Origin of the sequence: Xenophilus sp. Marseille-Q4582 (genome assembly GCF_916700565.1) — a bacterium.
In the GTDB taxonomy this organism is placed as follows: Bacteria; Pseudomonadota; Gammaproteobacteria; order Burkholderiales; family Burkholderiaceae_C; genus Xenophilus.
Genome location: NZ_CAKAKO010000007.1, coordinates 48,639 through 71,195 on the forward strand (window position 1 = coordinate 48,639; position 22,557 = coordinate 71,195).

The 22,557-nt window shown below is 70.5% G+C and carries 19 protein-coding genes; 4 read left to right on the forward strand and 15 right to left on the reverse strand.

What is annotated here, in order from left to right; all coding sequences use genetic code 11:
- Nucleotides 1-5: 5 nt before the first annotated feature.
- The 4 genes from LG388_RS24710 to LG388_RS24725 are packed head-to-tail and all read right to left on the reverse strand — an operon-like array spanning nucleotide 6 to nucleotide 4,970.
- A complete protein-coding gene (locus LG388_RS24710; RefSeq protein WP_225785241.1) occupies nucleotides 6-926 on the reverse strand; it encodes a glyoxylate/hydroxypyruvate reductase A in 921 nt (306 codons plus the stop codon).
- 60 nt (nucleotides 927-986) lie between these two features.
- Nucleotides 987-2,801: an acyclic terpene utilization AtuA family protein gene (locus LG388_RS24715; protein WP_225785242.1), complete on the reverse strand. Its 1,815-nt coding sequence runs from the start codon at nucleotides 2,799-2,801 to the stop codon at nucleotides 987-989.
- Nucleotides 2,802-2,826: 25 nt separating this feature from the next.
- Nucleotides 2,827-3,816 carry a tripartite tricarboxylate transporter substrate binding protein gene (locus LG388_RS24720; protein ID WP_225785243.1) on the reverse strand — a complete coding sequence of 330 codons (990 nt, stop codon included), beginning with the start codon at nucleotides 3,814-3,816 and terminating at the stop codon, nucleotides 2,827-2,829.
- Nucleotides 3,813-4,970, reverse strand: a complete 1,158-nt coding sequence (locus LG388_RS24725) for a CaiB/BaiF CoA-transferase family protein (protein ID WP_225785244.1) — start codon at nucleotides 4,968-4,970, stop codon at nucleotides 3,813-3,815. The genes LG388_RS24720 and LG388_RS24725 overlap by 4 nt, the downstream gene beginning before the upstream one ends.
- Nucleotides 4,971-5,081: 111 nt before the next feature.
- Here LG388_RS24725 and LG388_RS24730 point away from each other — a divergent pair, with 111 nt between their 5' ends.
- Nucleotides 5,082-6,011, forward strand: a complete 930-nt coding sequence (locus LG388_RS24730; protein WP_225785245.1) for a LysR family transcriptional regulator — start codon at nucleotides 5,082-5,084, stop codon at nucleotides 6,009-6,011.
- Between the two features lie 45 nt (nucleotides 6,012-6,056).
- Here the strand turns inward: LG388_RS24730 and LG388_RS24735 are convergent, their stop codons facing one another.
- From LG388_RS24735 to LG388_RS24760, 7 genes are all read right to left on the reverse strand, one after another.
- Nucleotides 6,057-6,974: a DUF4349 domain-containing protein gene (locus LG388_RS24735; RefSeq protein ID WP_225785246.1), complete on the reverse strand. Its 918-nt coding sequence runs from the start codon at nucleotides 6,972-6,974 to the stop codon at nucleotides 6,057-6,059.
- Between the two features lie 118 nt (nucleotides 6,975-7,092).
- Nucleotides 7,093-9,129 carry an acetyl/propionyl/methylcrotonyl-CoA carboxylase subunit alpha gene (locus LG388_RS24740; RefSeq protein WP_225785247.1) on the reverse strand — a complete coding sequence of 679 codons (2,037 nt, stop codon included), beginning with the start codon at nucleotides 9,127-9,129 and terminating at the stop codon, nucleotides 7,093-7,095.
- Nucleotides 9,122-9,247, reverse strand: coding sequence for a hypothetical protein (locus tag LG388_RS26740; protein WP_255632236.1), 126 nt, complete (start codon nucleotides 9,245-9,247; stop codon nucleotides 9,122-9,124). Before LG388_RS26740 ends, LG388_RS24740 begins: the two co-directional genes overlap by 8 nt.
- Nucleotides 9,248-9,263: 16 nt before the next feature.
- Nucleotides 9,264-9,992: a DUF4126 domain-containing protein gene (locus LG388_RS24745; RefSeq protein WP_225785248.1), complete on the reverse strand. Its 729-nt coding sequence runs from the start codon at nucleotides 9,990-9,992 to the stop codon at nucleotides 9,264-9,266.
- Between the two features lie 65 nt (nucleotides 9,993-10,057).
- On the reverse strand, nucleotides 10,058-10,849 hold the full coding sequence (locus tag LG388_RS24750) for an enoyl-CoA hydratase/isomerase family protein (protein ID WP_225785249.1): 792 nt from the start codon (nucleotides 10,847-10,849) through the stop codon (nucleotides 10,058-10,060).
- Complete coding sequence (locus tag LG388_RS24755) at nucleotides 10,846-11,355, reverse strand: DinB family protein (RefSeq protein WP_225785250.1); 510 nt, start codon at nucleotides 11,353-11,355, stop codon at nucleotides 10,846-10,848. The genes LG388_RS24750 and LG388_RS24755 overlap by 4 nt, the downstream gene beginning before the upstream one ends.
- A 10-nt stretch (nucleotides 11,356-11,365) precedes the next feature.
- A complete protein-coding gene (locus LG388_RS24760) occupies nucleotides 11,366-12,979 on the reverse strand; it encodes a carboxyl transferase domain-containing protein (RefSeq protein ID WP_225785251.1) in 1,614 nt (537 codons plus the stop codon).
- Nucleotides 12,980-13,068: 89 nt separating this feature from the next.
- Between LG388_RS24760 and LG388_RS24765 the strand changes: the two genes are divergently transcribed.
- Entirely contained in the window at nucleotides 13,069-14,802 is a 1,734-nt protein-coding gene (locus tag LG388_RS24765; RefSeq protein ID WP_225785252.1) for a Na+/H+ antiporter, read from the forward strand.
- Between the two features lie 133 nt (nucleotides 14,803-14,935).
- On the opposite strand, the gene LG388_RS24770 is transcribed toward LG388_RS24765, so the two are convergent.
- Both LG388_RS24770 and LG388_RS24775 read right to left on the reverse strand, forming a co-directional pair.
- Nucleotides 14,936-16,606 (reverse strand): AMP-binding protein, encoded by a 1,671-nt coding sequence (locus LG388_RS24770; protein WP_225785253.1) that lies wholly within the window; start codon nucleotides 16,604-16,606, stop codon nucleotides 14,936-14,938.
- Nucleotides 16,607-16,685: 79 nt separating this feature from the next.
- Complete coding sequence (locus LG388_RS24775; protein WP_225785254.1) at nucleotides 16,686-17,867, reverse strand: isovaleryl-CoA dehydrogenase; 1,182 nt, start codon at nucleotides 17,865-17,867, stop codon at nucleotides 16,686-16,688.
- A gap of 129 nt (nucleotides 17,868-17,996) precedes the next feature.
- Between LG388_RS24775 and LG388_RS24780 the strand changes: the two genes are divergently transcribed.
- Together LG388_RS24780 and LG388_RS24785 are read left to right on the forward strand one after the other, a co-directional pair.
- A complete protein-coding gene (locus tag LG388_RS24780; protein WP_225785255.1) occupies nucleotides 17,997-19,067 on the forward strand; it encodes an AraC family transcriptional regulator in 1,071 nt (356 codons plus the stop codon).
- A gap of 96 nt (nucleotides 19,068-19,163) precedes the next feature.
- Nucleotides 19,164-20,516, forward strand: coding sequence for an esterase-like activity of phytase family protein (locus LG388_RS24785; RefSeq protein WP_225785256.1), 1,353 nt, complete (start codon nucleotides 19,164-19,166; stop codon nucleotides 20,514-20,516).
- A gap of 64 nt (nucleotides 20,517-20,580) precedes the next feature.
- On the opposite strand, the gene LG388_RS24790 is transcribed toward LG388_RS24785, so the two are convergent.
- A complete protein-coding gene (locus LG388_RS24790) occupies nucleotides 20,581-21,576 on the reverse strand; it encodes a tripartite tricarboxylate transporter substrate binding protein (RefSeq protein ID WP_225785257.1) in 996 nt (331 codons plus the stop codon).
- 59 nt (nucleotides 21,577-21,635) lie between these two features.
- A complete protein-coding gene (locus tag LG388_RS24795) occupies nucleotides 21,636-22,517 on the reverse strand; it encodes an oxaloacetate decarboxylase (protein ID WP_225785258.1) in 882 nt (293 codons plus the stop codon).
- Nucleotides 22,518-22,557 lie beyond the last annotated feature (40 nt).

A 22,557-nucleotide genomic window follows, 5' to 3' on the forward strand; every position in this document is an offset into this window, starting at 1 on the left:
CGCGCTCAGTACCCGCGTTCGGGCTCGACCACACCCGTGATCGCCTCGCCGCGCTGCAGCGCACGGATCTTGCCGGCGATCTGCGCGATGGATTCGCGCCGCAGCGTGCGGGCCGAGCCATGCGGCGTGACGGTGATCTTGGGGTGGCGCCAGAAGGCATGCTCGCCGGGCAGCGGCTCCTGCTGGAACACGTCCAGCGTGGCGCCGGCCAGGTGGCCGCTGTCGATCAGCGGGATCAGGTCTTCTTCCACCAGGTGGCCGCCGCGCGCGATGTGGATCAGGTAGCCGCCGCGCTTGAGCGCGCCCAGCGTGGTCTTGTTGAGGATGCCGCGCGTGGCGTCGGTCAGTGGCAGCAGGTTGACCAGCACGCGCGTGTTGACCAAGAAGTCGCCCAGCCGCGCCTCGCCCGCGAAGCAGCGCACGCCGTCGATCTCCTTGCGCGTGCGGCTCCAGCCCAGCACCGGGAATTCGAACTGCTGCACCGCCCTGGCCACGCGCTCGCCGAGCACGCCCAGGCCCATGATGCCGACCGGGAAGTCGGCGCGCTCCAGCGGCTTGCGGTAGACCCAGCGGCCCTGGCGCGCCTCGGCCTCGTACACGTCGAACTCGCGGAAGTGGCGGATCAGCGCATGGCACACGTACTCGGCCATCTGCACCGACATGCCGGCATCGTCCAGCCGCACCACCTGCAGCCCGGGCGGCAGCCGCAGCTTCATGATCGCGTCCACGCCGGCGCCGATGTTGAACATCCCCTTGAGCTGCGGCTGCTCGTCGATCAACTGCTGCGGCGGCGCCCACACCACCGCGTGATCGGCCTGCGGCGCCCCCGGCGACCAGGCAAACACCTCGGCCTCGGGCAGCGCGGCCTGCAGGCCCTCCACCCAAGGTTCAGGCTTGTTGTCGGTCAGGCAGACGGCGATGCGCACGGCGGAGCTCCTCGGGGTGGCGGACGATGGCCCCGACTGTACCCAAGGCCGCGCCGGCGCTCAGGCCGGCGGGAACCACGCCGCCGGCACGCGCACCGGCAGCGCCAGCAGGATCTGCCCCATGCCCTTGCCCAATGCGTCGTTGCGCAGCGAGGCCATGCCGCCGCCGCCCAGGGCCCGTTCGCACACGAAGTTGAAGGCGTGGATGCCCGGCACCTCGTGGCGCGTGACCGGCCCTTCGGCCAGGTGCGCCAGGTGCGCAGCGACGCGCTGCGGCGTGAGTTGCGCGCGCAGCAGCGGCAGCCACTCCGGCCGCCGCGCGATCACGCCGATGTTGGAGGTGTCGCCCTTGTCGCCCGAACGCGCCCAGGCCAGCCGGATCAGCGGCACTTCCACCGTCGGCCCCGCGGGTTCCTCCAGCGGCAGCGGCGGGCCGGCGGGCGCGGGCGCCACGTCGGACGCAGGCACGGTGCCGGCCGGCGGCGGTAGCGGCGGTAGGTCGACCGGCGCGCCGTCGAGCCGGACCTGCGGCGCGACGCGGCCCTTGTCCAGCAGGAAGGCGTACTGGCGGATCAGCGGCGAGACGCCCGCGCGCCCGCCCGCGCCCGTGGTGCCCGGCGCCCACGAGGTGCCGGCCGGTGCGATCTCGCGCGCCAGCAGCTCCAGCGCGGCCTTGTCGGGGTGGCGCGCCGTCACGCGCAGAACGGCCTCGCGCACGCCCGCCGCGGCGGGCTGGGCATGTGGGCCATAGGGGCTCTCGCTGCCCAGCACCTCGACGAGCGTCGCGCTGAAAGGCGCCAGGCCGCGCGCGGCCAGCAGATCGCCCACGCGCTCCAGAATGGCCTCGCCGGTGCGGCGCGCCTTGGCCACGGCGTCGAAGCCCACGACGGTGAGCTGCGCCGAGGTCTTGAAGCCGTCCACGTAGGTGGCGCAGACCTTGTAGCTGCCGGTGGGCGCGCGGCCGCGCGCGCCGTGCACGCGCACCTGCTGCGGCCCGGCCGGCTCGATGCGCACCTGCGTGAAGTCGCACACCACGTCCGGCAGCAGGTAGGCCGCCGGGTCGCCGATCTCGTAGAGCATCTGCTCGGCCACCACCTGCGGCGCAACCAGGCCGCCGGTGCCCTCGGGCTTGGTGACGGTGAAGCTGCCGTCGGCGGCGCACTCGACGATGGGGTAGCCGATGTGCGCCCAGTCGGGCACCTCCTGCCAGTCGGTGTGCAGCCCGCCGGTGGCCTGGCAGCCGCACTCGATGATGTGGCCGGCCAGGCTGCCGCCGGCCAGCGCGTCGAAGTCGCCGGGCCGCCAGCCGAATGCGTGCATCAGCACGCCCAGCGTCACGGCCGAATCGACGCAGCGGCCGGTGATGACGACCTGCGCGCCGGCATCCAGCGCCACCTTGACCGGCAGCGCGCCCAGGTAGGCGTTGGCCGTGACGACCCGGGCCGGCAGCGGCGCGCCGCGCTGCAGCTCGGCCACGGGCGGCTGCGCGGCGCGCAGCTCCGGGATCAGCGGCAGCACGTCGTCGCCGGTGACGACCGCGATCTTCACCGGCACGCCCAGTTCGTCGGCCAGCGCGCGCAGCGCATCGGCGCAGCCCTGCGGGTTGACGCCGCCGGCGTTGCTGACCACGCGGATGCCCTGAGCGACCGCGTCCTTCAGCACCGAGCGCATCGCCACGGTGACGAAGTCGGTGGCGTAGCCCATCTCGGGCTTCTTCATGCGCGCCGCGGCCAGGATGGACATGGTGAGTTCGGCCAGGTAGTCGAACACCAGGTAGTCGACCCGGCCGCCGGCCACCAGCTGCGGGGCGCCCACGCTGGAGTCGCCCCAGAAGCCGGAGGCGCCGCCGATGCGCACGGTCTTCGGTTGCTTCATCGCCCGCTCCATCGCGTCGCCGCGCTCACTGCGGCTCGATGCCGGCCGCGCGGATGACCCGCTCCCACTTCTTCATGTCGGTGGCCTGGAACTGCGCCAGCGCCTCGGGCGTGCCGAAGGCCACCTCGCCGCTGGTCTTGGCCTGGAAGGCCTGGACCTCGGGCGATGCCGAGGCCTTGCCGAAGGCCGCGTTCAGCCGCTTGACCACGGCGGGCGGCAGGCCGGCCGGCCCGTAGATCGCGAACCAGTAGCTCATGTCGTAGCCCTTCACCCCGGCCTCGGCCACGGTCGGCACATCCGGCGCGGCGGCCAGGCGTTGGGCGCCGCTGGCGGCCAGCGCGCGCAGCTTGCCGCCCTGCACCTGCGGCACGGCGGTGGGCGCGTCGGCGAACATGAAGTCGAACTGCCCGCCGATCAGGTCGGTGATGGCCTGCGGGTTGCTCTTGTAGGGCACGTGGGTGACGTCCACGCCGGCCATCTGCTTGAGCAGCTCGCCTGCCACCTGGCTGGAAGAGGAACCGCTGCCGAAGTTGAGCTTGCCCGGCCTCTTCTTCGCCGCCGCCAGCAGGTCGGCCAGCGTCTTGTAGGGCGCATCGGGCCGCACCAGCAGCAGCATCTGGCCCTTGGCCAGCAGCGCGATGGGCGTGAAGTCCTTGACCGGGTCGTAGGGCACCGTCTTGAACAGGTAGGGGTTGGCCACCTGCGTGGTGTTGGTGGTGATGAACACGGTGTAGCCGTCGGGCGGGGCCTTGGCGACGTGCTGCGCGGCGATGAAGCCGCTGGCGCCGCCCTTGTTGTCGACCACGACCGGCACCTTCAGGTCGTCGGACACGGCCTGGCCATAGACCCGCGCCGACTGGTCCGTGCCGCTGCCGGCAGCAAAGGGCACCACGAGGGTGATGGGCTTGCTCGGGTAGTCCTGCGCCTGGGCAAGGGGCGCCGCCATGGCCAGCGCAGCGGCGCTCAGCATCAGCGCCGTGGTGGCGGCTCGGCGGGAAGGGCGGAAGAGGATCATGGTGTCTCCGGGGGGGTGATGGGGGGCGTGGGCACCTGGTGGCGTGCGTTGTGTTCTCCCAGGCGCGGCGCGACGCCTTGCACCTGCGGCCGGCTGCCGTCGATGCACAGCGGCATCGCGGTGAGGGAGAAGTCGGCGCCGGGCACCGGCGCCAGCATCCCCAGCGCCTGCACCTGCGGATGCGCCAGCGCCTCGGGCACCGAATGCACCGGCGCGCAGGGCACGCCGGCCGCCTCGAAGCGCTCGCTCCACGCGGCCCGCGTGCGCGTGCGCAGGATCGGTGCCAGTTGCTCGAACAGCGTCGCCTTGTGTGCCAGGCGGGCACGGTTGGTGGCGAAGCGCTCATCGCCGATCCACTCCGGCCGCTCCAGCGCGTGGGCCAGCTTGGCGAACAGGCGGTCGTTGCCGCAGCAGATCAGCAGCGGCCCGTCGGCGGTGTCGAAGGCCTCATAGGGCACGAAGCCGGGATGACCGGAGCGATGCCGCTGCGGCAGCCGCCCCTCGTTGGCCCAGGCATCGCCCTTCTGCGCGTTCCAGGCCAGCGCGGTCTCCAGCAGCGAGGTGCTCAGCAGGCCGCCGCGTCCGGTGCGCTCGCGCCGGTGCAGCAGCGCCAGCACGCCGATCACCAGCCACATGCCCGAGCCCTGGTCGCACATCGAGGCGCCGGAGCGCATCGGCGGGTCGCCCTCGCCGCCGTTGGTGCTCGACAGGCCGCTGAAGGCCTGCAGCAGCGGCTCGTAGCCGGGCCGCATGGCCATCGGGCCGGTGGCGCCGAAGGCCGAGATCTCGCCGTAGATCAGCCGCGGGTGGCGCGCGCACAGGGTCTGGCCGTCGATGCCCAGCGCCCCGGGCACGCCGGGCCGCAGGTTGTGGATGAAGACGTCGGCCTGCGCCGCAAGCCGGTCGAGGTGCGCACGGCCGGCCTCCGTCTTGAGGTCCAGCGCGACCGACTGCTTGCCGCGGTTGAAGATGTGGAAGTTGAGCGCGTCGCCGTGGCGGAAGGCCGGGCCCATGCGGCGCGCGTCGTCGCCGCCCTCGGTGCGCTCGACCTTGACCACCTCGGCGCCCAGGTCGGCCAGGATCGCGCCGGCGAAGGGGCCGGCCAGCACCTGGCCCAGCTCCAGCACGCGCACGCCTTCAAGCACGCCCGCCATGTCGGTTCTCCATCGGTCTGTCTCCTGATCTGGCGGCCAGTCTAGGCAAGGGGATCTGATCTGTGAATCGCTACATTTCTATATCTGTGATAACTCCTGCGGATCAATGACATGCGCATCGACCTCAACATGCGGCAGCTCGAAGCCTTCGTGCGCGTGGCGGAGTGCGGCAGCTTCCGGCAGGCCGCGCAGCAACTCGGCCAGTCGCAGCCCGCGCTCAGCGGCGCCATCCGGCGCGCCGAGCAGACGCTGGGCGCGCGCCTGTTCGACCGCGACACGCGCCACGTGCGCATCACGGCCGTCGGGCAGGAGCTGCTGCCCATCGCGCGCCGCATCCTGCGCGACTTCGACGATGCGCTGGGCGACCTGGGCGAGTTCATGGCCGGGCGCAGCGGCTGCGTGACGGTGACGGCCCTGCCGTCCATCAGCGTCGCGCTGGCGGTGCGCGCGGCCGCCGCATTCATGCGCACGCATCCGCAGGTGCGCTTCGCGCTGACCGAGGCGCCGGCCGACCTGCTGCTGACCGCGGTGGAGGAAGGCCGCGCCGACCTCGGCCTGAGCGTGCGCCCGGCGCCGCAGCAGCGCCTGCGCTACCAGCACCTGCTCGACGATGCCTTCGTGCTGGTATGCCGCCGCGACGACCCGCTGGCCGCGCGCCGGTCCGTGCCCTGGTCGGTGTTCGCCACCCGCCCGTGCATCGTCAGCGCGCCGCACAGCAGCATCCGGGCGATGACGGACGCGGCCTTCCTGCGCCTGCGCAGGCCGGTGCGGCCGGTGCTGGAGTTTCCCAGCGTGGCGGCCTGCGGCGCGATGGTGAGCGGCGGGCTCGGTATCACCGCCCTGCCGCGGCTGGCGCTCCAATTGGTGGACATGGCCGCTCTGGCGACCGTGCCGCTGGTGCAGCCGACCGTGTCGCGGCCGATCGGCATCGTCACGCGCATCGGCCGTTCGCTGTCGCCCGCGAGCCGGGCCTTCATGGCCGGCCTGCAGGCCGAGGCTCAATCGCCCGGCCGCGGCAGTTCCGCCCCCTCTGCCACCTGATCGCCCGGCGCGGGGAGCCGTTCCCCACCGCGCCGCCGATCGTCGTCATGCCCCGGTTCTGCGGGCACGACGACGGCGCCACGCTCGCGCCAGCACACCCAGGCCCCCGAAGAACGGCACGGCCACCACCGCCCAGGGCAGCGCGGCCGCGACGAAGGTGATGACAGCGGCGGCGCTGTCGGCCAGGGTCTCGCCGGCCTGCTCCCACGCGCGCGCGATGGGGTTGGAGCCGCCGCCGCTGACCACGCGCCGCTCGGCGCGGAACTCGATGTCGATCTGCTGCATGCGCGTGCGCGACTGCAGGGCCTTGAGCTGCGCGGCATGGCTGTCCAGTTCGGCCTGGGTCTGCGTGAGCGTGCGCTGGATCTCCAGCAGGTCCTTCAGCGCGCGCTGCGCATCGGGCCGCGCGAGCAGCGCGCGCAGGCTGTCGCGGAATTCGGTGCGGTTGCGGATGTGGGCCTGCACGTCGATCACCTGCGCCGTGAGGTCCTCGCTGTGCGTGTCCTGCTGCACGATGGCACCGCCGCCCTGCAGGGCGCCCAGCAACTGGTCCACATCTTCGGGCGCCACGCGCAGCGACAGGCTGGCGCCGGCCGCCTGGCGCGGCGTTTCCTGCCGCAGCGAGGCCGTGAGCAATTCGCAGCGCAGCGTGCCGCATTGCGCGCGCACCTTCTCCCACAGCGTGGGCAGTTGATCGCCCGGGCTTTCGACGGTGAGCATCTGCCGCACGGCGATGTGGCGCTCCACGGCGGCGGTCTCGGCCGACGCGTCGGCCTGCGCGCCGCCGCGCTGCAGTTGCAGGGCAGTCGGCGCGGGCGCAGCCGGCATGACGGCCTCGGCCATCGCGGCCTCGGTGGACGGCCCCGGCGCCTGGCCGCAAGCGGCGAGCGCCAACGAGAGCGCCAGCAGCAGACCGGCCGAGAGAGGGCGCGCGGCCGTCCGGTGATTCCATTTCCTGTGCATGACCATCGTTCCAGAGGGAGTGAAGACCCCCCTGATACGGTACAGCGCCAGGAATGGGGTCAAGGCCTCTCGCGAACGATGGCCAGAACGGCTGCGGCAGGCGTTCGCCCGCCGCCCGTCAGGCGCTGACCGCCAGCTTCAGCAGCTCGGCCCCTTCCGTTACCTGGTCCCCCGGCGCGTAGAGCAGCTCCTGCACCGTGCCGTCGGCCGGCGCGGCAATGGTGTGCTCCATCTTCATCGCCTCCATCACGGCCAGGGCCTGGCCCTTGGCCACGGTATCGCCGGCCTTGACGGCGAAGGACACGACCTTGCCCGGCATGGGCGCTGTGAGGCGGCCGCCTTCTGCCTGCGTGTCGCCCGCATGCGCGAGGCGGTCCACGGGCGTGATGCGCGTGGCACCCTGCGGCGCGAACACATGGGCCTGGCCCTGGTGCACGTACACGTCGAGCGTGTGGCGCGCCCCGTGGAACTCGACCTCGATGCGGCGGTCCGGGAACTGGCCGATCAGCAGCGGGCCGGCGATGGTGCCGTCGCCCTCGCCCACCGTCAGGTGCAGGCCGCCGTTTCCTTCATAGCGCAGCAGCGCCTGGACCGGCTCGCCATGGAACTCGAAGGCGAAGGGGCGGGGGTAGCTACCCAGCGCGCGCCAGCCGTCGCGGCGGTCGAAGCCGCTGGCCGGGCCGCTCACGTTCTGCGGCCATTCGCCGAGGATCTGCTGCGCGATGGCGGCGGCCACGGCCAGCGGCAGGCCCAGCGGCTCGCGCTTGAAGAGCACGGCGCGCTCGCGCTCGATCAGCGCCGTGTCCAGCTTCGCCTGCGCGAAGGATTCGGTCGCCAGCACGCCGCGCAGGAACTGCACGTTGGTCGCCACGCCCACGATGTGCACCTCGGCCAGCGCGGCGTCGAGCCGCGCCAGCGCCTCGGCGCGCGTGGCGCCGTGCACGATGAGCTTGGCGATCATCGAATCGTAGAAGGGCGAGATCTCGCCGCCCTCGCGCACGCCGTCGTCCACGCGCACGCGGCTGCGCTGGAAGGCCGTATGCTGCGCGGGCTTGCGGTAGACGTGCAAGGTGCCGGTGGCGGGCAGGAAGTTGTTGTCCGGGTTCTCGGCGCAGATGCGCGCCTCGATCGCATGGCCGTGGATCTGCAGCTGCTCCTGCTGCAGGGGCAGCGGCTCGCCGGCGGCAACGCGCAGCTGCCATTCGACGAGGTCCAGGCCGGTGATGGCCTCGGTCACCGGATGCTCGACCTGCAGGCGCGTGTTCATCTCCATGAAATAGAACTTCATGGCCTCGGGCGCGTCGTAGCCGCCGGTCTGCTCGACGATGAATTCCACGGTGCCCGCGCCCACATAGTTGACGGCGCGCGCCGCGTTGACGGCCGCCTCGCCCATCTGCTGGCGCATGGCTTCGGTCATGCCGGGCGCGGGCGCTTCCTCCAGCACCTTCTGGTGGCGGCGCTGCACCGAGCAGTCGCGCTCGAAGAGGTAGACGCAATTGCCTTGCGTATCGCCGAAGACCTGGATCTCGATGTGGCGCGGGCGCTGCACGTACTTCTCGATCAGCACCGCGTCGCTGCCGAAGCTGTTGATCGCCTCGCGCTGGCAGCTGGCCAGCGCGGCGGCGAAGTCTTCGCTTTTTTCGACGATGCGCATGCCCTTGCCGCCACCGCCCGCGCTGGCCTTGATCAGCGCCGGGTAGCCGATGCGGTCGGCCTCGCGCTGCAGCAGTTCGGGGTTCTGATCGGCGCCGTGGTAGCCCGGCACCAGCGGCACGCCGGCCTGTTCCATCAGGCGCTTGGACTCGGCCTTCAGGCCCATCGCCAGGATGGCCTCGGCCGGCGGGCCGATGAAGACCAGGCCGGCTTGGGCGCAGGCGCGCGCGAAGTCCTCGTTCTCGCTCAGAAAGCCGTAGCCGGGGTGGATGGCTTCGGCGCCCGTGGCCTTGGCGGCCGCGATGATCTTTTCCCAGCGCAGGTAGCTGTCCTTGGGGGCGCTGCCGCCCAGGTGCACGGACTCGTCGCAGGCCCGCACATGGTTGGCATGCGCGTCGGCGTCGGAATACACGGCGACCGTGCGGATGGCCAGGCGCCGCGCCGTGGCCGCCACGCGGCAGGCGATTTCACCGCGGTTGGCGATCAGGATCTTCTTAAACATGGCGGGTCTCCGCGGTGAAATCGCCTCGGCAGGCTGCGCCTGCCAGGCAATTTGGCTGCGCCGCTGCGCCGCTGCGCGGCTGGTCACCGCGATTGGCGATCAGGATCTTCTTGAACACATCGGTCTCCTTGAATTCAGGACGTGGGGGCCGCGGACGTGCTCCCACCAAAAAATGCTTTCAGCTTGCGCAGCACCCCGCGCAGGAACTTCCACAGCACGATCAGCAGCGCCACCGACACGATCAGCATCAGCCCCAGCGCGATGCCGAAGGCGATGGGATGCTGCGTGGCCAGCCACACCACGCCGACCACCAGCCCGTCCTCGAACAGCGAGGCCAGCCAGTTGGAAAAGGGCTCGGGCGAGGTGTTGATGGCCGCGCGCGCGGTGGCCTTGGTGGCAAAGGAGGTGGCGGCCAGCGAGCCGCCCAGCAGGCCCGCGGCCAGGCCCCACACGGCGTTGTCGCCGCCGAACACGCCGGCCGCCAGCAGCGCACCGCCCGGAATGCGGATCACGCTGTTCACCGAATCCCACAGGCTGTCGAGCCAGGGCACCTTGTCGGCAAAGAACTCCACCACCAGCATGAAGCCGCTCACGGCCAGCACCACCGGATGCGCCAGCAGCTGCAGGCCGCCGGGCAGCGCCAGCCAGTCGGCCGCGCCCATGGCGCCGACCAGGAACACCACCGCATAGAGCCGGAAGCCGCTGGCCCAGCCCAGTGCGCCCGCCAGCGCCAGCAGGGCGGGCAGGTCCATCCCCGCGATCGCCCGGCTCGCCTGCTGGCCGGCCGCCTGCGCCGCATCGGCCAGCGCGGGGTCCGCATGCAAGCCCAGGCGGTGCAGCCACTGGATGAAAGCGTCGATCATGGTCAGGGTCCCTGCGGAGGGTCAGGACGCCATGATGCGCGGTGAAGCCGCAGGCATGGCGAGGCTCAGCGCGCCAGCCATGACGGCTTGCGCTTCTCGAGGAAGGACTTCAGGCCTTCGCGGCCTTCCTCGCCCGCGCGCAAGGTGGCGATGCGCACCACGGTCTCGTGGTTCAGTGCCTCGGTGATAGGCTGTCCCGCCACGTCGCGCCACAGGCGCTTGCTTTCCCCCACTGCACCAGGCGCGGCGGCCAGGAGGTTCCTGAGCACTTCGTCCACCTTGGTGTCCAGCGCGTCGGCCGCGACCACCTCGTGCACGAAGCCGATGCGGTGCGCCTCGGCGGCGCCGAAGCGCTCGGCCGTGAGGAAGTAGCGCTGCGCGGCGCGCGCGCCCATGGCGCGGATCACATAAGGACTGATGGTCGCGGGGATGAGGCCGATCTTCACTTCGCTCAGGCAGAAGTGCGCCGTGTCGGCCGCGATGGCCACGTCGCACACCGACACCAGGCCCATGCCGCCCGCGTATACGTCGCCCTGGATGCGCGCGATGACCGGCAGGCGGCTCTGCTCCAGCGTGCGCAGCATGCGCGGCAGGCCGGCGGCGTCCTGCAGGTTCTCATCGTGCGTGTACTCGGCGGCCTTCTTCATCCAGTTGAGGTTGGCGCCGGCGCAGAAGGCCGGGCCGCGCCCGCCCAGCACCACAGCGCGCACGCCGGGCGTGGTCTCGGCCTGCGTCACCGCATCGCCCAGTTCGCGGATGAACACGTCGTCGATGGCGTTGCGCATCTCGGGGCGGTTGAGCCAGATGCGGGCCACGGCGCCGTCGAGCACCAGTTCGAGGGTGGTGAAATCAGTCATGCGGAGGCTGCCTCCTGTTGCAGCAGTCGGACCCAGTCCAGTTCGGGCGATTTCAGACCCAGCGCCGTGAGCGCGGCGGTGAGCTGGCCCCGGTGGTGGGTCGCGTGGTTGAACACATGGCCCAGGGTGGGCGTGAAGGGCAGGCGCACCAGCTCGCCATTGCCGCGCGTGTAGTGCAGTTCGCCGTCGAAGCGCTCGGCCGTCAGCGCCTGGACCCAGGGCTGCCAGCGCGGCACATCGGCCTGCAGGGCGGCCACCAGCGGCTCACGCTCGGCATGCGGCACGGCGTCGAGCGCGATGCGCGGTGACTGCCCGAGCGCGAAACGCGACCACCAGATGCCGTCGGTCACGAGCAGGTGGCTCACTGTGCCGTGCACGGAGCCGAAGAACAGGCCGCAGTCGCGGTGCCACTGCGCGTCTTCCAGGCCTGCCAGCGCGCTCAGCAGGCGCTGCGTGGCCCACGCGTGGTAGCGCGCCAGGCCGGCGAAATAGGTGCGCAGGTCCACGGCCCGCGCCTCACATGCGGAACACGCCGAACTTCGGCTCGGGAATGGGCGCATGCCGCGCCGCCGCCAGCCCCAGCGCCAGCACGCGGCGCGTGTCGGCCGGGTCGATGATGCCGTCGTCCCACAGGCGCGCGGTCGCGTAGTACGGGTGGCCCTGGTCCTCGTACTGCTGGCGGATGGGTGCTTTGAAGGCCTCTTCCTCCTCGGCCGACCACTGGCCGCCCCTGGCCTCGATGCCGTCGCGCTTGACGGTGGCCAGCACGCTCGCGGCCTGCTCGCCGCCCATCACGCTGATGCGCGCGTTGGGCCACATCCAGAGGAAGCGCGGGCTGTACGCGCGGCCGCACATGCCGTAGTTGCCGGCGCCGAAGCTGCCGCCGATGATGACCGTGAACTTGGGCACGTTGGCCGTGGCCACGGCCGTCACCATCTTGGCACCGTGGCGCGCGATGCCTTCGTTCTCGTACTTGCGGCCCACCATGAAGCCGGTGATGTTCTGCAGGAAGACCAGCGGGATCTTGCGCTGGCCGCACAGCTCGATGAAGTGCGCGCCCTTCTGCGCCGACTCACTGAACAGGATGCCGTTGTTGGCGACGATGCCCACGGGCATGCCCTCGATCTCGGCAAAGCCGCACACCAGCGTGGCGCCGTAGCGGGCCTTGAACTCGTGGAACTCGCTGCCGTCGACGATGCGCGCGATGATCTCGCGCACGTCGAAGGGCTTGCGCGTGTCGGTGGGGATCACGCCATACAGCTCCTCGGCCGCGAAGAGCGGCGCACGCGGCGGGTTGACCGGAATGCGTTGGGCCTGGGTCGCACGCGCATTGAGATTCGCCACCGCCTGGCGCGCCAGCGCCAGCGCATGCAGGTCGTTCTGCGCCAGGTGGTCGGCCACGCCCGACAGGCGCGTGTGCACGTCGCCACCGCCCAGGTCCTCGGCCGTCACCACCTCGCCCGTGGCCGCCTTCACCAGCGGCGGGCCGCCCAGGAAGATGGTGCCCTGGTTCTTGACGATGATGGACTCGTCGCTCATCGCCGGCACGTAGGCGCCGCCGGCCGTGCACGAGCCCATGACCACCGCGATCTGCGCGATGCCCTCGGCGCTCATGTTGGCCTGGTTGTAGAAGATGCGGCCGAAATGCTCGCGGTCGGGGAAGACCTCGTCCTGGTTCGGCAGGTTGGCGCCGCCCGAATCGACCAGGTAGATGCAGGGCAGGCGGTTCTGCGCGGCGATCTCCTGCGCGCGCAGGTGCTTCTTCACGGTCATCGGGTAGTAGGTGCCGCCCTTCACGGTGGCGTCGTTGCACACGATCAGGCAGTCGACCCCGCTCACGCGGCCGATGCCGGCGATCAGCCCGGCGCCGGGCGCCGCACCGTCGTACATGCCGTGCGCGGCCAGTGGCGAGAGTTCGAGGAAAGGCGTGCCCGGGTCCAGCAGTTGGTTCACGCGCTCGCGCGGCAGCAGCTTGCCGCGCGCCGTGTGCTTGGCGCGCGCCGCCTCGCCACCTCCCTGCGCCACGCGCTCGAACTGCACGCGCAGGTCGTCGACCAGCGCGCGCATGGCGGCGGCGTTGGCCTGGAAGTCGGCCGATCGCGGATTGAGTTGGGTGGCCAGTGCCGTCATGGCTTGATGTTCCTTTGCTGTGTGTCCGTGGGGCCGGCGGCCGCCGGGCTTAAGCTCGGGGCAAAAGTCCCCGGGGAGCGCCGCCCACCATGCATACCGTCGAAACCGTCCTGCTCGTGCTCATGCTGGGGGCCCTGAGCGGGATCGCGGCGCGCTACGTGCGCGCCATCCCGCTGCCCCTGATCCAGATCGCGCTCGGTGCCCTGCTCTCGTGGCCGCGCCACGGGCTGCACATCGCCTTCGATCCGGAGCTGTTCCTGCTGCTGTTCATCCCGCCGCTGCTGTTTGCCGACGGCTGGCGCATCCCGAAGCGCGAGTTCTTCGCGCTGTGGCGCCCCATCCTGCGGCTGGCGCTGGGGCTGGTGCTGTTCACGGTGATCGGCCTGGGCTATCTGATCCACTGGCTGATCCCGGAGATCCCGCTCACCGTGGCCTTCGCGCTGGCGGCCGTGGTCTCGCCCACCGACGCGGTGGCCGTGTCGGCCATCACGCGCAACCTGGGCATGCCGGTCAAGACCATGCACATCCTCGAAGGCGAGTCGCTGCTCAACGACGCCTCGGGCCTGGTCGCCCTCAAGTTCGCCGTCGCCGCCACGCTCACGGGCCTGTTCTCGTGGACCGAGGCGGCCCAGGAGTTCCTGTGGATCGCCATCGGCGGCCTGGGCGCGGGGGCGCTGATCGGCTGGGGCTTTGCGCGCCTGCGGGCCGTGGTCACGCGACGCGTGGGCGACGTGGCGGCCACGCAGATGGTGCTGCTGCTCCTGCTCATGCCCTTTGCCGCCTATCTGCTGGCCGAGCGCATCGGCGTCTCGGGCATCCTGGCGGCGGTGGCGGCCGGCATCACGACCAACTTCGCCGACCTGGACCGCGGCGCCTACGTCACGGAGCGCATGCAGACCGCGGCGACCTGGACGCTGGTGGAATCGTCCTTCAACGGCGCCATCTTCCTGCTGCTGGGGCTGCAGCTGCCGTCCATCCTGGGCTCGATGGACGAATACCGGCACCACGGCGCCTGGACCCTGCTGGGCTACGTGGTCGCGATCAGCACCGCCTTGCTGCTGCTGCGCTGGGTCTGGCTCATGCTGGGCGTGCGCCGCAGCCTGGCCCGCGCGCACCGCACGGGCCGGATGGCCGAGCCGCCCTCGCCGCTGCTGCAGCTGGCGACCACGCTGGCCGGCATCCGCGGCGCGGTGACGCTGGCCGGCGCGCTGTCGGTCCCGCTGCTCATGCACGACGGCCAGCCCTTCCCGGCCCGCGAGCTGCTGGTCTTCCTGGCCACGGGCGTCATCCTGTTCACGCTGGCGGTGGGCAGCATCGGCCTGCCCTGGGTGCTGCGGCACCTGCCGGCGCCGGGCGAGCCGGCCTCGGCCTTCGAGGAACGGCAGGCGCGCCTCGCGGCCTGCCAGGCGGCCATCGCGCGGCTGGTGCCCGACCCCGAGGTACTGGCGCGCCATGAAGACGACCCTGCCTGGCTGGCCCAGTACCAGGAGGTCTCGGGCCGGCTCACGCAGGACTACCGCAAGCGCATCGACCTGCTGGACGACGGCAGTGCCGTGACCACGCCCGAGGCGCAGGCCGAAACGCCCGAGGTCCGCCGGCAGCGCCGCCTGCGCTACGTGATGGAGCTGGAACTGCGCCTGCGCTGCCTGCATGCCGAGCGCGACACGCTGTATGCCGAGCGGCACGCGCACCGCATCAACGACGAATCGCTGCGCAGCCTGGTGCAGGAACTGGACCTGTCCGAGACCTCGCTGCGCAAGCGGCTGGCGGTGGCGAAGCAGGCCGCGGGGCTGCAGGCGAGCGCGGCGGGGCACGGGCATTGAGGCCCCGCCACACACGGCGAATGGCTCAGGGCACCCGGGGAACTGGCTCTGCCAGGCCTCTGGGTGCGGCCCCCTCCACGCCGAAGGCGCCAGAGAAGGGGGAGCCGCGAAGCGGCCTGGGGGATGCTTCATGTCAGGCCGTGCGATCGGCGACCAGGCCCAGATCCTGAGACATCTGCTCGCGGATCTTGAACTTCTGGATCTTGCCGGTCACGGTCATCGGGAACTCGGTGACGAAGCGGATGTACTTCGGCACCTTGTAGTGCGCGATCTGGCCCTTGCAGAAGTCGCGGATCTCGCCCTCGGTGGGCTGCTGGCCGGGCTTCGGGATGATCCAGGCGCACAGCTCCTCGCCGTACTTGCGGTCGGGCAGGCCGACGACCTGCACGTCCTGCACCTTCGGGTGGCGGTAGAGGAACTCCTCGATCTCGCGCGGGTAGATGTTCTCGCCGCCGCGGATCACCATGTCCTTGATGCGGCCCACGATGTTCACGTAGCCCTCGGCGTCCATGGTCGCGAGGTCGCCGGTGTGCATCCAGCCCTCGGTGTCGATGGCTTCGCGCGTCTTGGCCTCGTCGCCCCAGTAGCCGTGCATCACCGAGTAGCCGCGCGTGCACAGCTCGCCGCGCTCGCCGCGCGGCACGGTGGCGCCGGATTCGGGGTCGACGATCTTCACCTCCAGGTGCGGCTGCACCGTGCCCACGGTGGACACGCGGCGCTCCAGCGGCGTGTCGGTGCTGCTCTGGCAGCTCACGGGGCTGGTCTCGGTCATGCCGTAGGCGATCGTGATCTCGCTCAGGTGCATCTGGCTCACCACGCGCTTCATCACCTCGATGGGGCAGGCCGTGCCGGCCATGATGCCGGTGCGCAGGCTGGAGAGGTCGAATTCGGCGAAGCGCGGATGGTCCAGCTCGGCGATGAACATGGTGGGCACGCCATGCAGGCCGGTGCAACGCTCGGCCTCCACCGCCTCCAGCGTCAGCAGCGGATCGAAGCCGTCATTGGGGTAGACGATGGCGCTGCCGTGCGTGAGGCAGGCCAGGTTGCCCAGCACCATGCCGAAGCAGTGGTACATGGGCACGGGGATGCACAGCCTGTCCTCGGGCCCCAGCTTCATGCATTCGCCGATGAAGAAGCCGTTGTTGAGGATGTTGCGATGCGTCAGCGTCGCGCCCTTGGGAAAGCCCGTGGTGCCGCTGGTGAACTGGATGTTGATGGGGTCGGTGGCCTGCAGCGTCTGCTGCACCCGGGCCACCGCCGCATCGTCGGCCTCGCCCGTCTGCAGCAGCGCCGAGAAGCGCGCGAGGGGAATGTCGCCGGCCGCCTCGTCTGCATCGCCTTCGCGGTCGATCCACCAGATGTGCTTGAGCTGCGGCAGCTTCGCGGCGCCCAGCTCGCGCAGCATGGCCAGGTATTCGCTGGTCTTGAAGCGGGCCATGGTCACCAGCGCCCGGCAGCCCACCTTGTTCAGCGCGTACTCGACCTCGGAGGTACGGTAGGCCGGGTTGATGTTGACCAGGATCAGGCCCGCCTTGGCGGTGGCGATCTGCATCAGCACCCAGGCCAGGTTGTTGTGCGACCAGATGCCGATGCGGTCGCCCGGCTTCAAACCCGCCTTCAGCAAGGCGCTGGCCAGGCGGTTCGATTCGGCCTGCAGTTCGCGGTAGCTGCGGCGCACGCCTTCGTGGCGGCTCACCAGCGCCAGCGCGTCGGGCTGCTTGGCGACCATGGCGTCGAAGAAGTCGCCGATGGTGTGTTCGATCAGGGCGGGCTCGGTGGCGCCGCGGGCGTAGCTGTCGGTCATCGCATGTCTCCGAGGATGTCCCAAGGTTCTTCCAGGCGCGGCTTCTGCGGGCCGCTTCATGGGCGGGCGGCGAAGCCGCTCAAGCCGTCTCGGCGAACAGCTCGCGGCCGATCAGCATGCGGCGGATCTCGCTCGTGCCCGCGCCGATCTCGTAGAGCTTGGCGTCGCGCCACAGCCGCTCGACCGGGAACTCCTTGGTGTAGCCCACGCCGCCCAGGGCCTGGATCGCCTCGCCGGCCATCCAGGTCGCCTTCTCGGCCGAGTAGAGGATGGCGCCCGCCGCGTCCTTGCGGAAGCTGCGCGCATGGTCCTTGCGGTCACAGGCCTTGCCCACGGCGTAGACGTAGGCGCGCGTGGCCTGCCAGGTGCTGTACATGTCGGCGATCTTGCCCTGCATCAGCTGGAACTCGCCGATGCTCTGGCCGAACTGCTGACGCTCGTGCACGTACGGGATCACCGCGTCCATGCAGGCGGCCATGATGCCCAGCGGGCCGCCCGACAGCACGGCGCGCTCGTAGTCCAGCCCGCTCATGAGTACCTTGGCGCCGTTGCCTTCGCCGCCCAGCACGTTCTCTTCGGGCACTTCGCAGTTGTCGAAGAACAGCGGGAAGGTGTTGGAGCCGCGCATGCCCAGCTTGTCGAGCTTGGTGCCGGCCGAGAAGCCCTTGAAGCCCTTCTCGACGATGAAGGCCGTCATGCCGCGCGCCCCCATCTCGGGCTCGGTCTTGGCGTAGATGACCAGCGTGTCGGCGTCGCCGCCATTGGTGATCCACATCTTGCCGCCGTTGAGGACGTAGTAGCCCTCCTTCTTGTCGGCCCTGAGTTTCATGCTGACCACGTCGGAGCCCGCGTTGGGCTCGCTCATGGCCAGGGCGCCCACGTGCTCGCCGCTCACCAGCTTGGGCAGGTACTTCTTCTTCTGCGCCTCGCTGCCGTTGCGGTGGATCTGGTTCACGCACAGGTTGGAGTGCGCGCCGTAGGACAGGCCCACCGAGGCCGAGGCGCGCGACACCTCTTCCATCGCCACGATGTGCGCGAGGTAGCCCAACTCAGTGCCGCCATATTCCTCTTTCACCGTCATGCCGTGCAGGCCCAGCGAGCCCAGCTTGGCCCACAGGTCTTTCGGGAACTGGTTCTCGTGGTCGATGGCCGCCGCGCGCGGCGCGATCTCGGCGGCGCAGAAGTCCGCCACGGCTTCGCGCAGCGCGTCGATGGTGTCGCCGAGGTCGAAGTCGAGTCCGGGCAGGGGGGCGTTCGCCATGGTTCTTGTCTCCTTGGGAATGAAGAGGCCGGGGCGGGGCCGCGGCCGAAACAGGCACAGCTTACGCCCGCAACCTCCGCATTTGGCGACACAATGGTTGCAAATCACGCCACATCTTCCGCTGCCGCGATGACCGCGCCCACCTTCCTCAAGCCGCCCCGCGCGGCCACGCCCATGGCCTTCGTTCAGGCGATCATGAAGGGCTATGCACGCTACGGCGTGGACCCGGGCGGCGCGCTGCGGGCGGCACAGATCACGCCGCGCGAGCTGTGGCGCCCCGGCGCGCGCGTGACGGCGGCGCAGTTCGAGGCGCTCAACGCCCATGCGATGCAGGAACTGGACGACGAGGCGCTGGGCTGGTTCAGCCGCCGCCTGCCCTGGGGCAGCTACGGCCTGCTGTGCCGCGCCTCGCTGGGCGCGCCCACGCTGGGCGTCGCGCTCAAGCGCTGGTGCCGCCACCATGCGCTGCTGGTGGACGACATCGGCCTGTCGCTGCACGTGGCCGACGGCCTGGCCCATGTGCGCATCGAGGAACGGCGCGACCTGGGCATGTTCCGCGAGTTCTGCCTGGTCTCCAGCCTGCGCTTTCTGCACGGCTATGCCAGCTGGGCCATCGATTCGCGCGTGTCGCTGCGCGAGGCGCGGTTTCCGTTTGCGCCACCGCCGCATGCCGACGCCTACCCGCTGATGTTCCCGGGCCACATGGTTTTCGACGCCGCGCAGGCCGGCTACAGCTTCGACGCCCAGTACCTGGCGCTGCCGCTGCTGCGCGACGAGGCCGCGCTGCGGCAGATGCTGCGTCGCGCCCTGCCGCTCACGGTGCTGCAATACCGGCGCGACCGGCTGCTGAGCCAGCGCGTGCGCGAGCTGCTGCGCACCCACGGCGCCGAACTGACCAAGGCCGAGGCCCTGGCCGGCATGCTGCACATGTCCAGCCGCACGCTGCACCGCCAGCTGCTGGCCGAAGGCCTGTCCCTGCAGAGCCTGAAGAACGAGGTGCGGCTGGAACAGGCGCTGGACCAACTGCGGCGCAGCACGCGCTCGGTCAAGCAGATCGCGCTGGCCGTGGGCTTTCGCAACGAGAAGAGCTTTTCGCGCGCCTTCAGCCAGTGGACCGGCATGGCGCCCGGCGCGTGGCGCCAGCGTGAGGGCGTGGCGCCCTTGCCCGCCCCATCGCCTGCCTCGTCGCCCGCCCCTTGACCCGGACGGCATCCAAGCCTGGCAGCACAGCCGTCATGGCAGCGTCACGCGGCATCGGCATGTTTCGCGTCTCACTGAAACCCTGGGTCCTCTTTCATGACGCGCCTCGCCCCCTTCTCCTGTCTCTCCCTCGCCGCCGCCCTTGCCTGTGCCGGTGCCGCCGCACAGACCGCCTACCCCGCCACGCTGGCCGGCCACGCGCTGCTGCCGGCCCAAAGCTTCGTCGCCGCACCCAAGGACGCGCCAGCCGATCTGCGCGTCAGCGGCAAGTTCACGACCGGCCAGCGCGTGGAAACGCCGGGCAGCGTCGAGGGCCTGTCGGGCGGCCGCGGCACCGGCGTGTCGCTGCCCTTCCAGGGGCAGCCGCTGCAGGGCCATTCGGGCATCAAGAAGATGGCCGATGGCAGCTTCTGGGTGCTGACCGACAACGGCGCGGGCGCCAAGGTCAATTCGCCCGACTTCATGCTCTACCTGAACCACTACCAGGTGGACTTCAAGTCGGGCAAGTTCAACCGCCTGAACACGATCTTCCTGCACGACCCCGACAAGAAGGTGCCCTTCCGCATCGTTCACGAAGGCACGAAGCAGCGTTACCTGACGGGATCGGACTTCGACCCCGAGAGCTTCCAGTTCGCCGGCGGCGCGCTGTGGATCGGCGAGGAGTTCGGCCCCTACCTGATCAAGGCCGACCTCAAGGGCAAAGTGCTGGCCGTGTTCGAGACGCAGGTGGACGGCAAGCCCGTGCGCTCGCCCGACCACCCGGCTGTGACCACGCCCGGCGCGCCCGGTGGTGCGGTGGACTTCCAGGTCAAGCGCTCCAAGGGCTTCGAGGGCATGGCCGCGTCGAAGGACGGCAGCAAGCTCTACGCGCTGCTCGAAGGCCCGGTGTGGAACGCCGCCGCCAAGGACTACGAGAAGGTGGACGGCAAGGAAGCGCTGCGCGTGCTGGAGTTCGACGTGGCCAGCGAGAAGTGGACCGGTCGCCACTGGCAGTACGTGCTGGAGGCCAACGGCCATGCGATCGGCGACTTCAACATGATCGACGGCACGACGGGCCTGATCATCGAGCGCGACAACGGCGAGGGCACGAGCGACAAGGCCTGCCCCGAGGGCGTCAAGCGCGCCGATTGCTTCCATGACATCGCCAAGTTCAAGCGCGTCTACAAGGTGGAGCTGAGCGATGCCAACGTGGGCGGCCCGCTGCGCAAGATCGGCTACATCGACCTGCTGAACATCGCCGATCCGAACCAGCTCGCGCGCAAGCCGCTCAACGACGGCGTGCTGAAGTTCCCCTTCTTCACCATCGAGAACGTGGACGTGGTCGATGCCACGCACATCGTGGTGGGCAACGACAACAACCTGCCCTTCTCCAGCAGCCGCGAGCCGAACCGGGCGGACGACAACGAACTGGTGCTGCTGGAAGCCGGCGCGCTGCTGCAGGCGAAGTAAGCCTGCGTGCGAAAGCAAAACGGCGCCCCTCAGGGCGCCGCTTTCAGGCCGAAGAAGGACCGGATCAGTCCAGTTGCAGCCCCGCTTCCTGCGCCGCCTTGGGCAGCACGGCCAGTTCGCGCTTGAGCACCTCTGCGAAGGCCTCCGGCGTGTTGCCGCTGGCCGGTGCCACGCCGCCCAGGTCCAGCAGGCGCTGGCGGAAGGCCGGCTCGGCCGTGATCTTGGCGATCTTCTCGCCCAGCAGCTTGACGATGGGCGCCGGCGTCTTGGCCGGGGCCACGATGCCGAACCAGACGTCGAAGTCCACGCCGCCGGGCACGCCCTGCTCGGTCAGGGTCGGCACCTCGGGCCACAGCTCCGAGCGGCCCTGGCGCAGCTGGCCGAGGGCCTTGAGCTTGCCCGACTGGATGAAGCTGCGCACGTCGCCCGTGCCCAGCAGGCCCCAGGCCACTTCATTGGCCATCAGCGCCTGCACCAGTGGCGCGCCGCCCTTGTAGGGCACGTGCGTGAAGTTGCCGTTGGCATGGCTGTTCTCCGATTCGGACGCCAGGTGCGACAGCCCGCCCGCGCCGGCCGAGCCGTAGGCCATGCCGCCCTTGCCCGCCTTCTTGCCGGCTTCCAGCAGTTCCTTCACGTTCTTGTAGGGCGACTTCTCCGGCACCACCAGGATCAGCGGGGCCAGCGACACGCGCGCCACGGGCACGAAGTCCGCCGCCTCGAAGCCGGCCTTCTTGTAGATCACGGGGTTGATCGACAGCATGCCGGTCAGCGTCATGGCCAGCGAGTAGCCGTCGGGCGCGCTCTGCCCCACGTTGTTCATGGCGATGTTGCCGCCGGCGCCGGGCCGGTTCTCCACGATGATGGGCTGGCCCAGCTCTTCCTGCAGGCGCGGCTGCAGCGTGCGTGCCGCCACGTCGGTGGCGCCGCCGGCCGGGTACGGCACGACGATGCGGATCGGCTTGCTCGGGTAGGCGCTGCCTTGCGCCACGGCGGTGGCGGCCAGGCCCAGCGACAGGGTGCCCGCCATGGCGAGGCGGCCGATGAGGGTGAGAGTGCGCACGTTGGCTCCTGATTCTTCTAGTGGGGGAAAGGGTCTCTTGGTGGGCGGGCCGGGCGCACTCAGTGCGCGCCGCCCGTTTCGTAGTGCGCCTGGCGCGCTTCCAGTTCGTGCCAGCCGATCAGCTTCTTGAAAGCGGCCATCGTCGTCTGTTCGAAGGGCAGGTTCGCGAAGTCGCCCGAGCGGCGGCGCGCCAGCTCGGCCAGGTTGGCCTGCACGGTGTGGACCGTGGTCAGCAGGCTCGCGATGGGGTATGAGGCGAAGGCGGCCACGCTCTCGATCTGTTCGCGCGTGAGCGCCGTCATCCAGGTGCCGGCCATCAGCTGCAGCGACAGCCGCCGGCCGCAGGTTTCGCGCAGTTGCACCAGTTGCTCGTAGCGGTCGAAGGTGCGCGAGATGGGCTGGATCAGGTCCGCGCCCGCCTCGGCATAGCGCGCCGCACGGTCCAACGCCTCGCTCGGGTCCACCGCGTCGGTGCGCGCGACGATCAGCAGGTCGGGGTCGGTGCGCGCATCGAGCGCGGCCTTGATGCGCGCCAGCGCGTCGTCCAGGGACACCAGCGTGGAGCTCGTGGTGGCCGCGGGGCAGCGCTTGGGGCTGATCTGGTCCTCCAGCTGCAGCGCGGCGGCGCCGGCCTTCTCGAACTCGCGCACCGTGCGGGCGACATTCAGCACGCCGCCGTAGCCGGTGTCCGCATCGACGAAGATCGGCTTCTTCACGACATTGGCCATGCGGTTCACGGTGGCCACGTTCTCGCTCAGGGTGTAGAGCTCCATGTCGGGCTGGCCCAGCAGCGCAGCCGAGATGCCGAAGCCGGTGCTGAAGATGCCATCGAGTTCGGACTGGTCGACCAGCAGGGCCGACAGGGCGTCCTGCGCGCCGCCGAACCAGGCGGTGGGACCGTTCGTGATGCGCGCGCGCAGCGCCTGGCCGGTGGAAGTCATCGCATGTCTCCAGAAGAAAGGGGCGCAGCCCGACGCGGAC

Coding starts and splice junctions, on each gene's coding strand:
- LG388_RS24715 (WP_225785242.1), bottom strand. CDS start 2,801: ATGAAGCAACCGAAGACCGTGCGCATCGGCGGCGCCTCCGGCTTCTGG.
- LG388_RS24720 (WP_225785243.1), bottom strand. CDS start 3,816: ATGATCCTCTTCCGCCCTTCCCGCCGAGCCGCCACCACGGCGCTGATG.
- LG388_RS24725 (WP_225785244.1), bottom strand. CDS start 4,970: ATGGCGGGCGTGCTTGAAGGCGTGCGCGTGCTGGAGCTGGGCCAGGTG.
- LG388_RS24730 (WP_225785245.1), top strand. CDS start 5,082: ATGCGCATCGACCTCAACATGCGGCAGCTCGAAGCCTTCGTGCGCGTG.
- LG388_RS24735 (WP_225785246.1), bottom strand. CDS start 6,974: ATGCACAGGAAATGGAATCACCGGACGGCCGCGCGCCCTCTCTCGGCC.
- LG388_RS24740 (WP_225785247.1), bottom strand. CDS start 9,129: ATGTTTAAGAAGATCCTGATCGCCAACCGCGGTGAAATCGCCTGCCGC.
- LG388_RS24745 (WP_225785248.1), bottom strand. CDS start 9,992: ATGATCGACGCTTTCATCCAGTGGCTGCACCGCCTGGGCTTGCATGCG.
- LG388_RS24750 (WP_225785249.1), bottom strand. CDS start 10,849: ATGACTGATTTCACCACCCTCGAACTGGTGCTCGACGGCGCCGTGGCC.
- LG388_RS24760 (WP_225785251.1), bottom strand. CDS start 12,979: ATGACGGCACTGGCCACCCAACTCAATCCGCGATCGGCCGACTTCCAG.
- LG388_RS24765 (WP_225785252.1), top strand. CDS start 13,069: ATGCATACCGTCGAAACCGTCCTGCTCGTGCTCATGCTGGGGGCCCTG.
- LG388_RS24770 (WP_225785253.1), bottom strand. CDS start 16,606: ATGACCGACAGCTACGCCCGCGGCGCCACCGAGCCCGCCCTGATCGAA.
- LG388_RS24775 (WP_225785254.1), bottom strand. CDS start 17,867: ATGGCGAACGCCCCCCTGCCCGGACTCGACTTCGACCTCGGCGACACC.
- LG388_RS24780 (WP_225785255.1), top strand. CDS start 17,997: ATGACCGCGCCCACCTTCCTCAAGCCGCCCCGCGCGGCCACGCCCATG.
- LG388_RS24785 (WP_225785256.1), top strand. CDS start 19,164: ATGACGCGCCTCGCCCCCTTCTCCTGTCTCTCCCTCGCCGCCGCCCTT.
- LG388_RS24795 (WP_225785258.1), bottom strand. CDS start 22,517: ATGACTTCCACCGGCCAGGCGCTGCGCGCGCGCATCACGAACGGTCCC.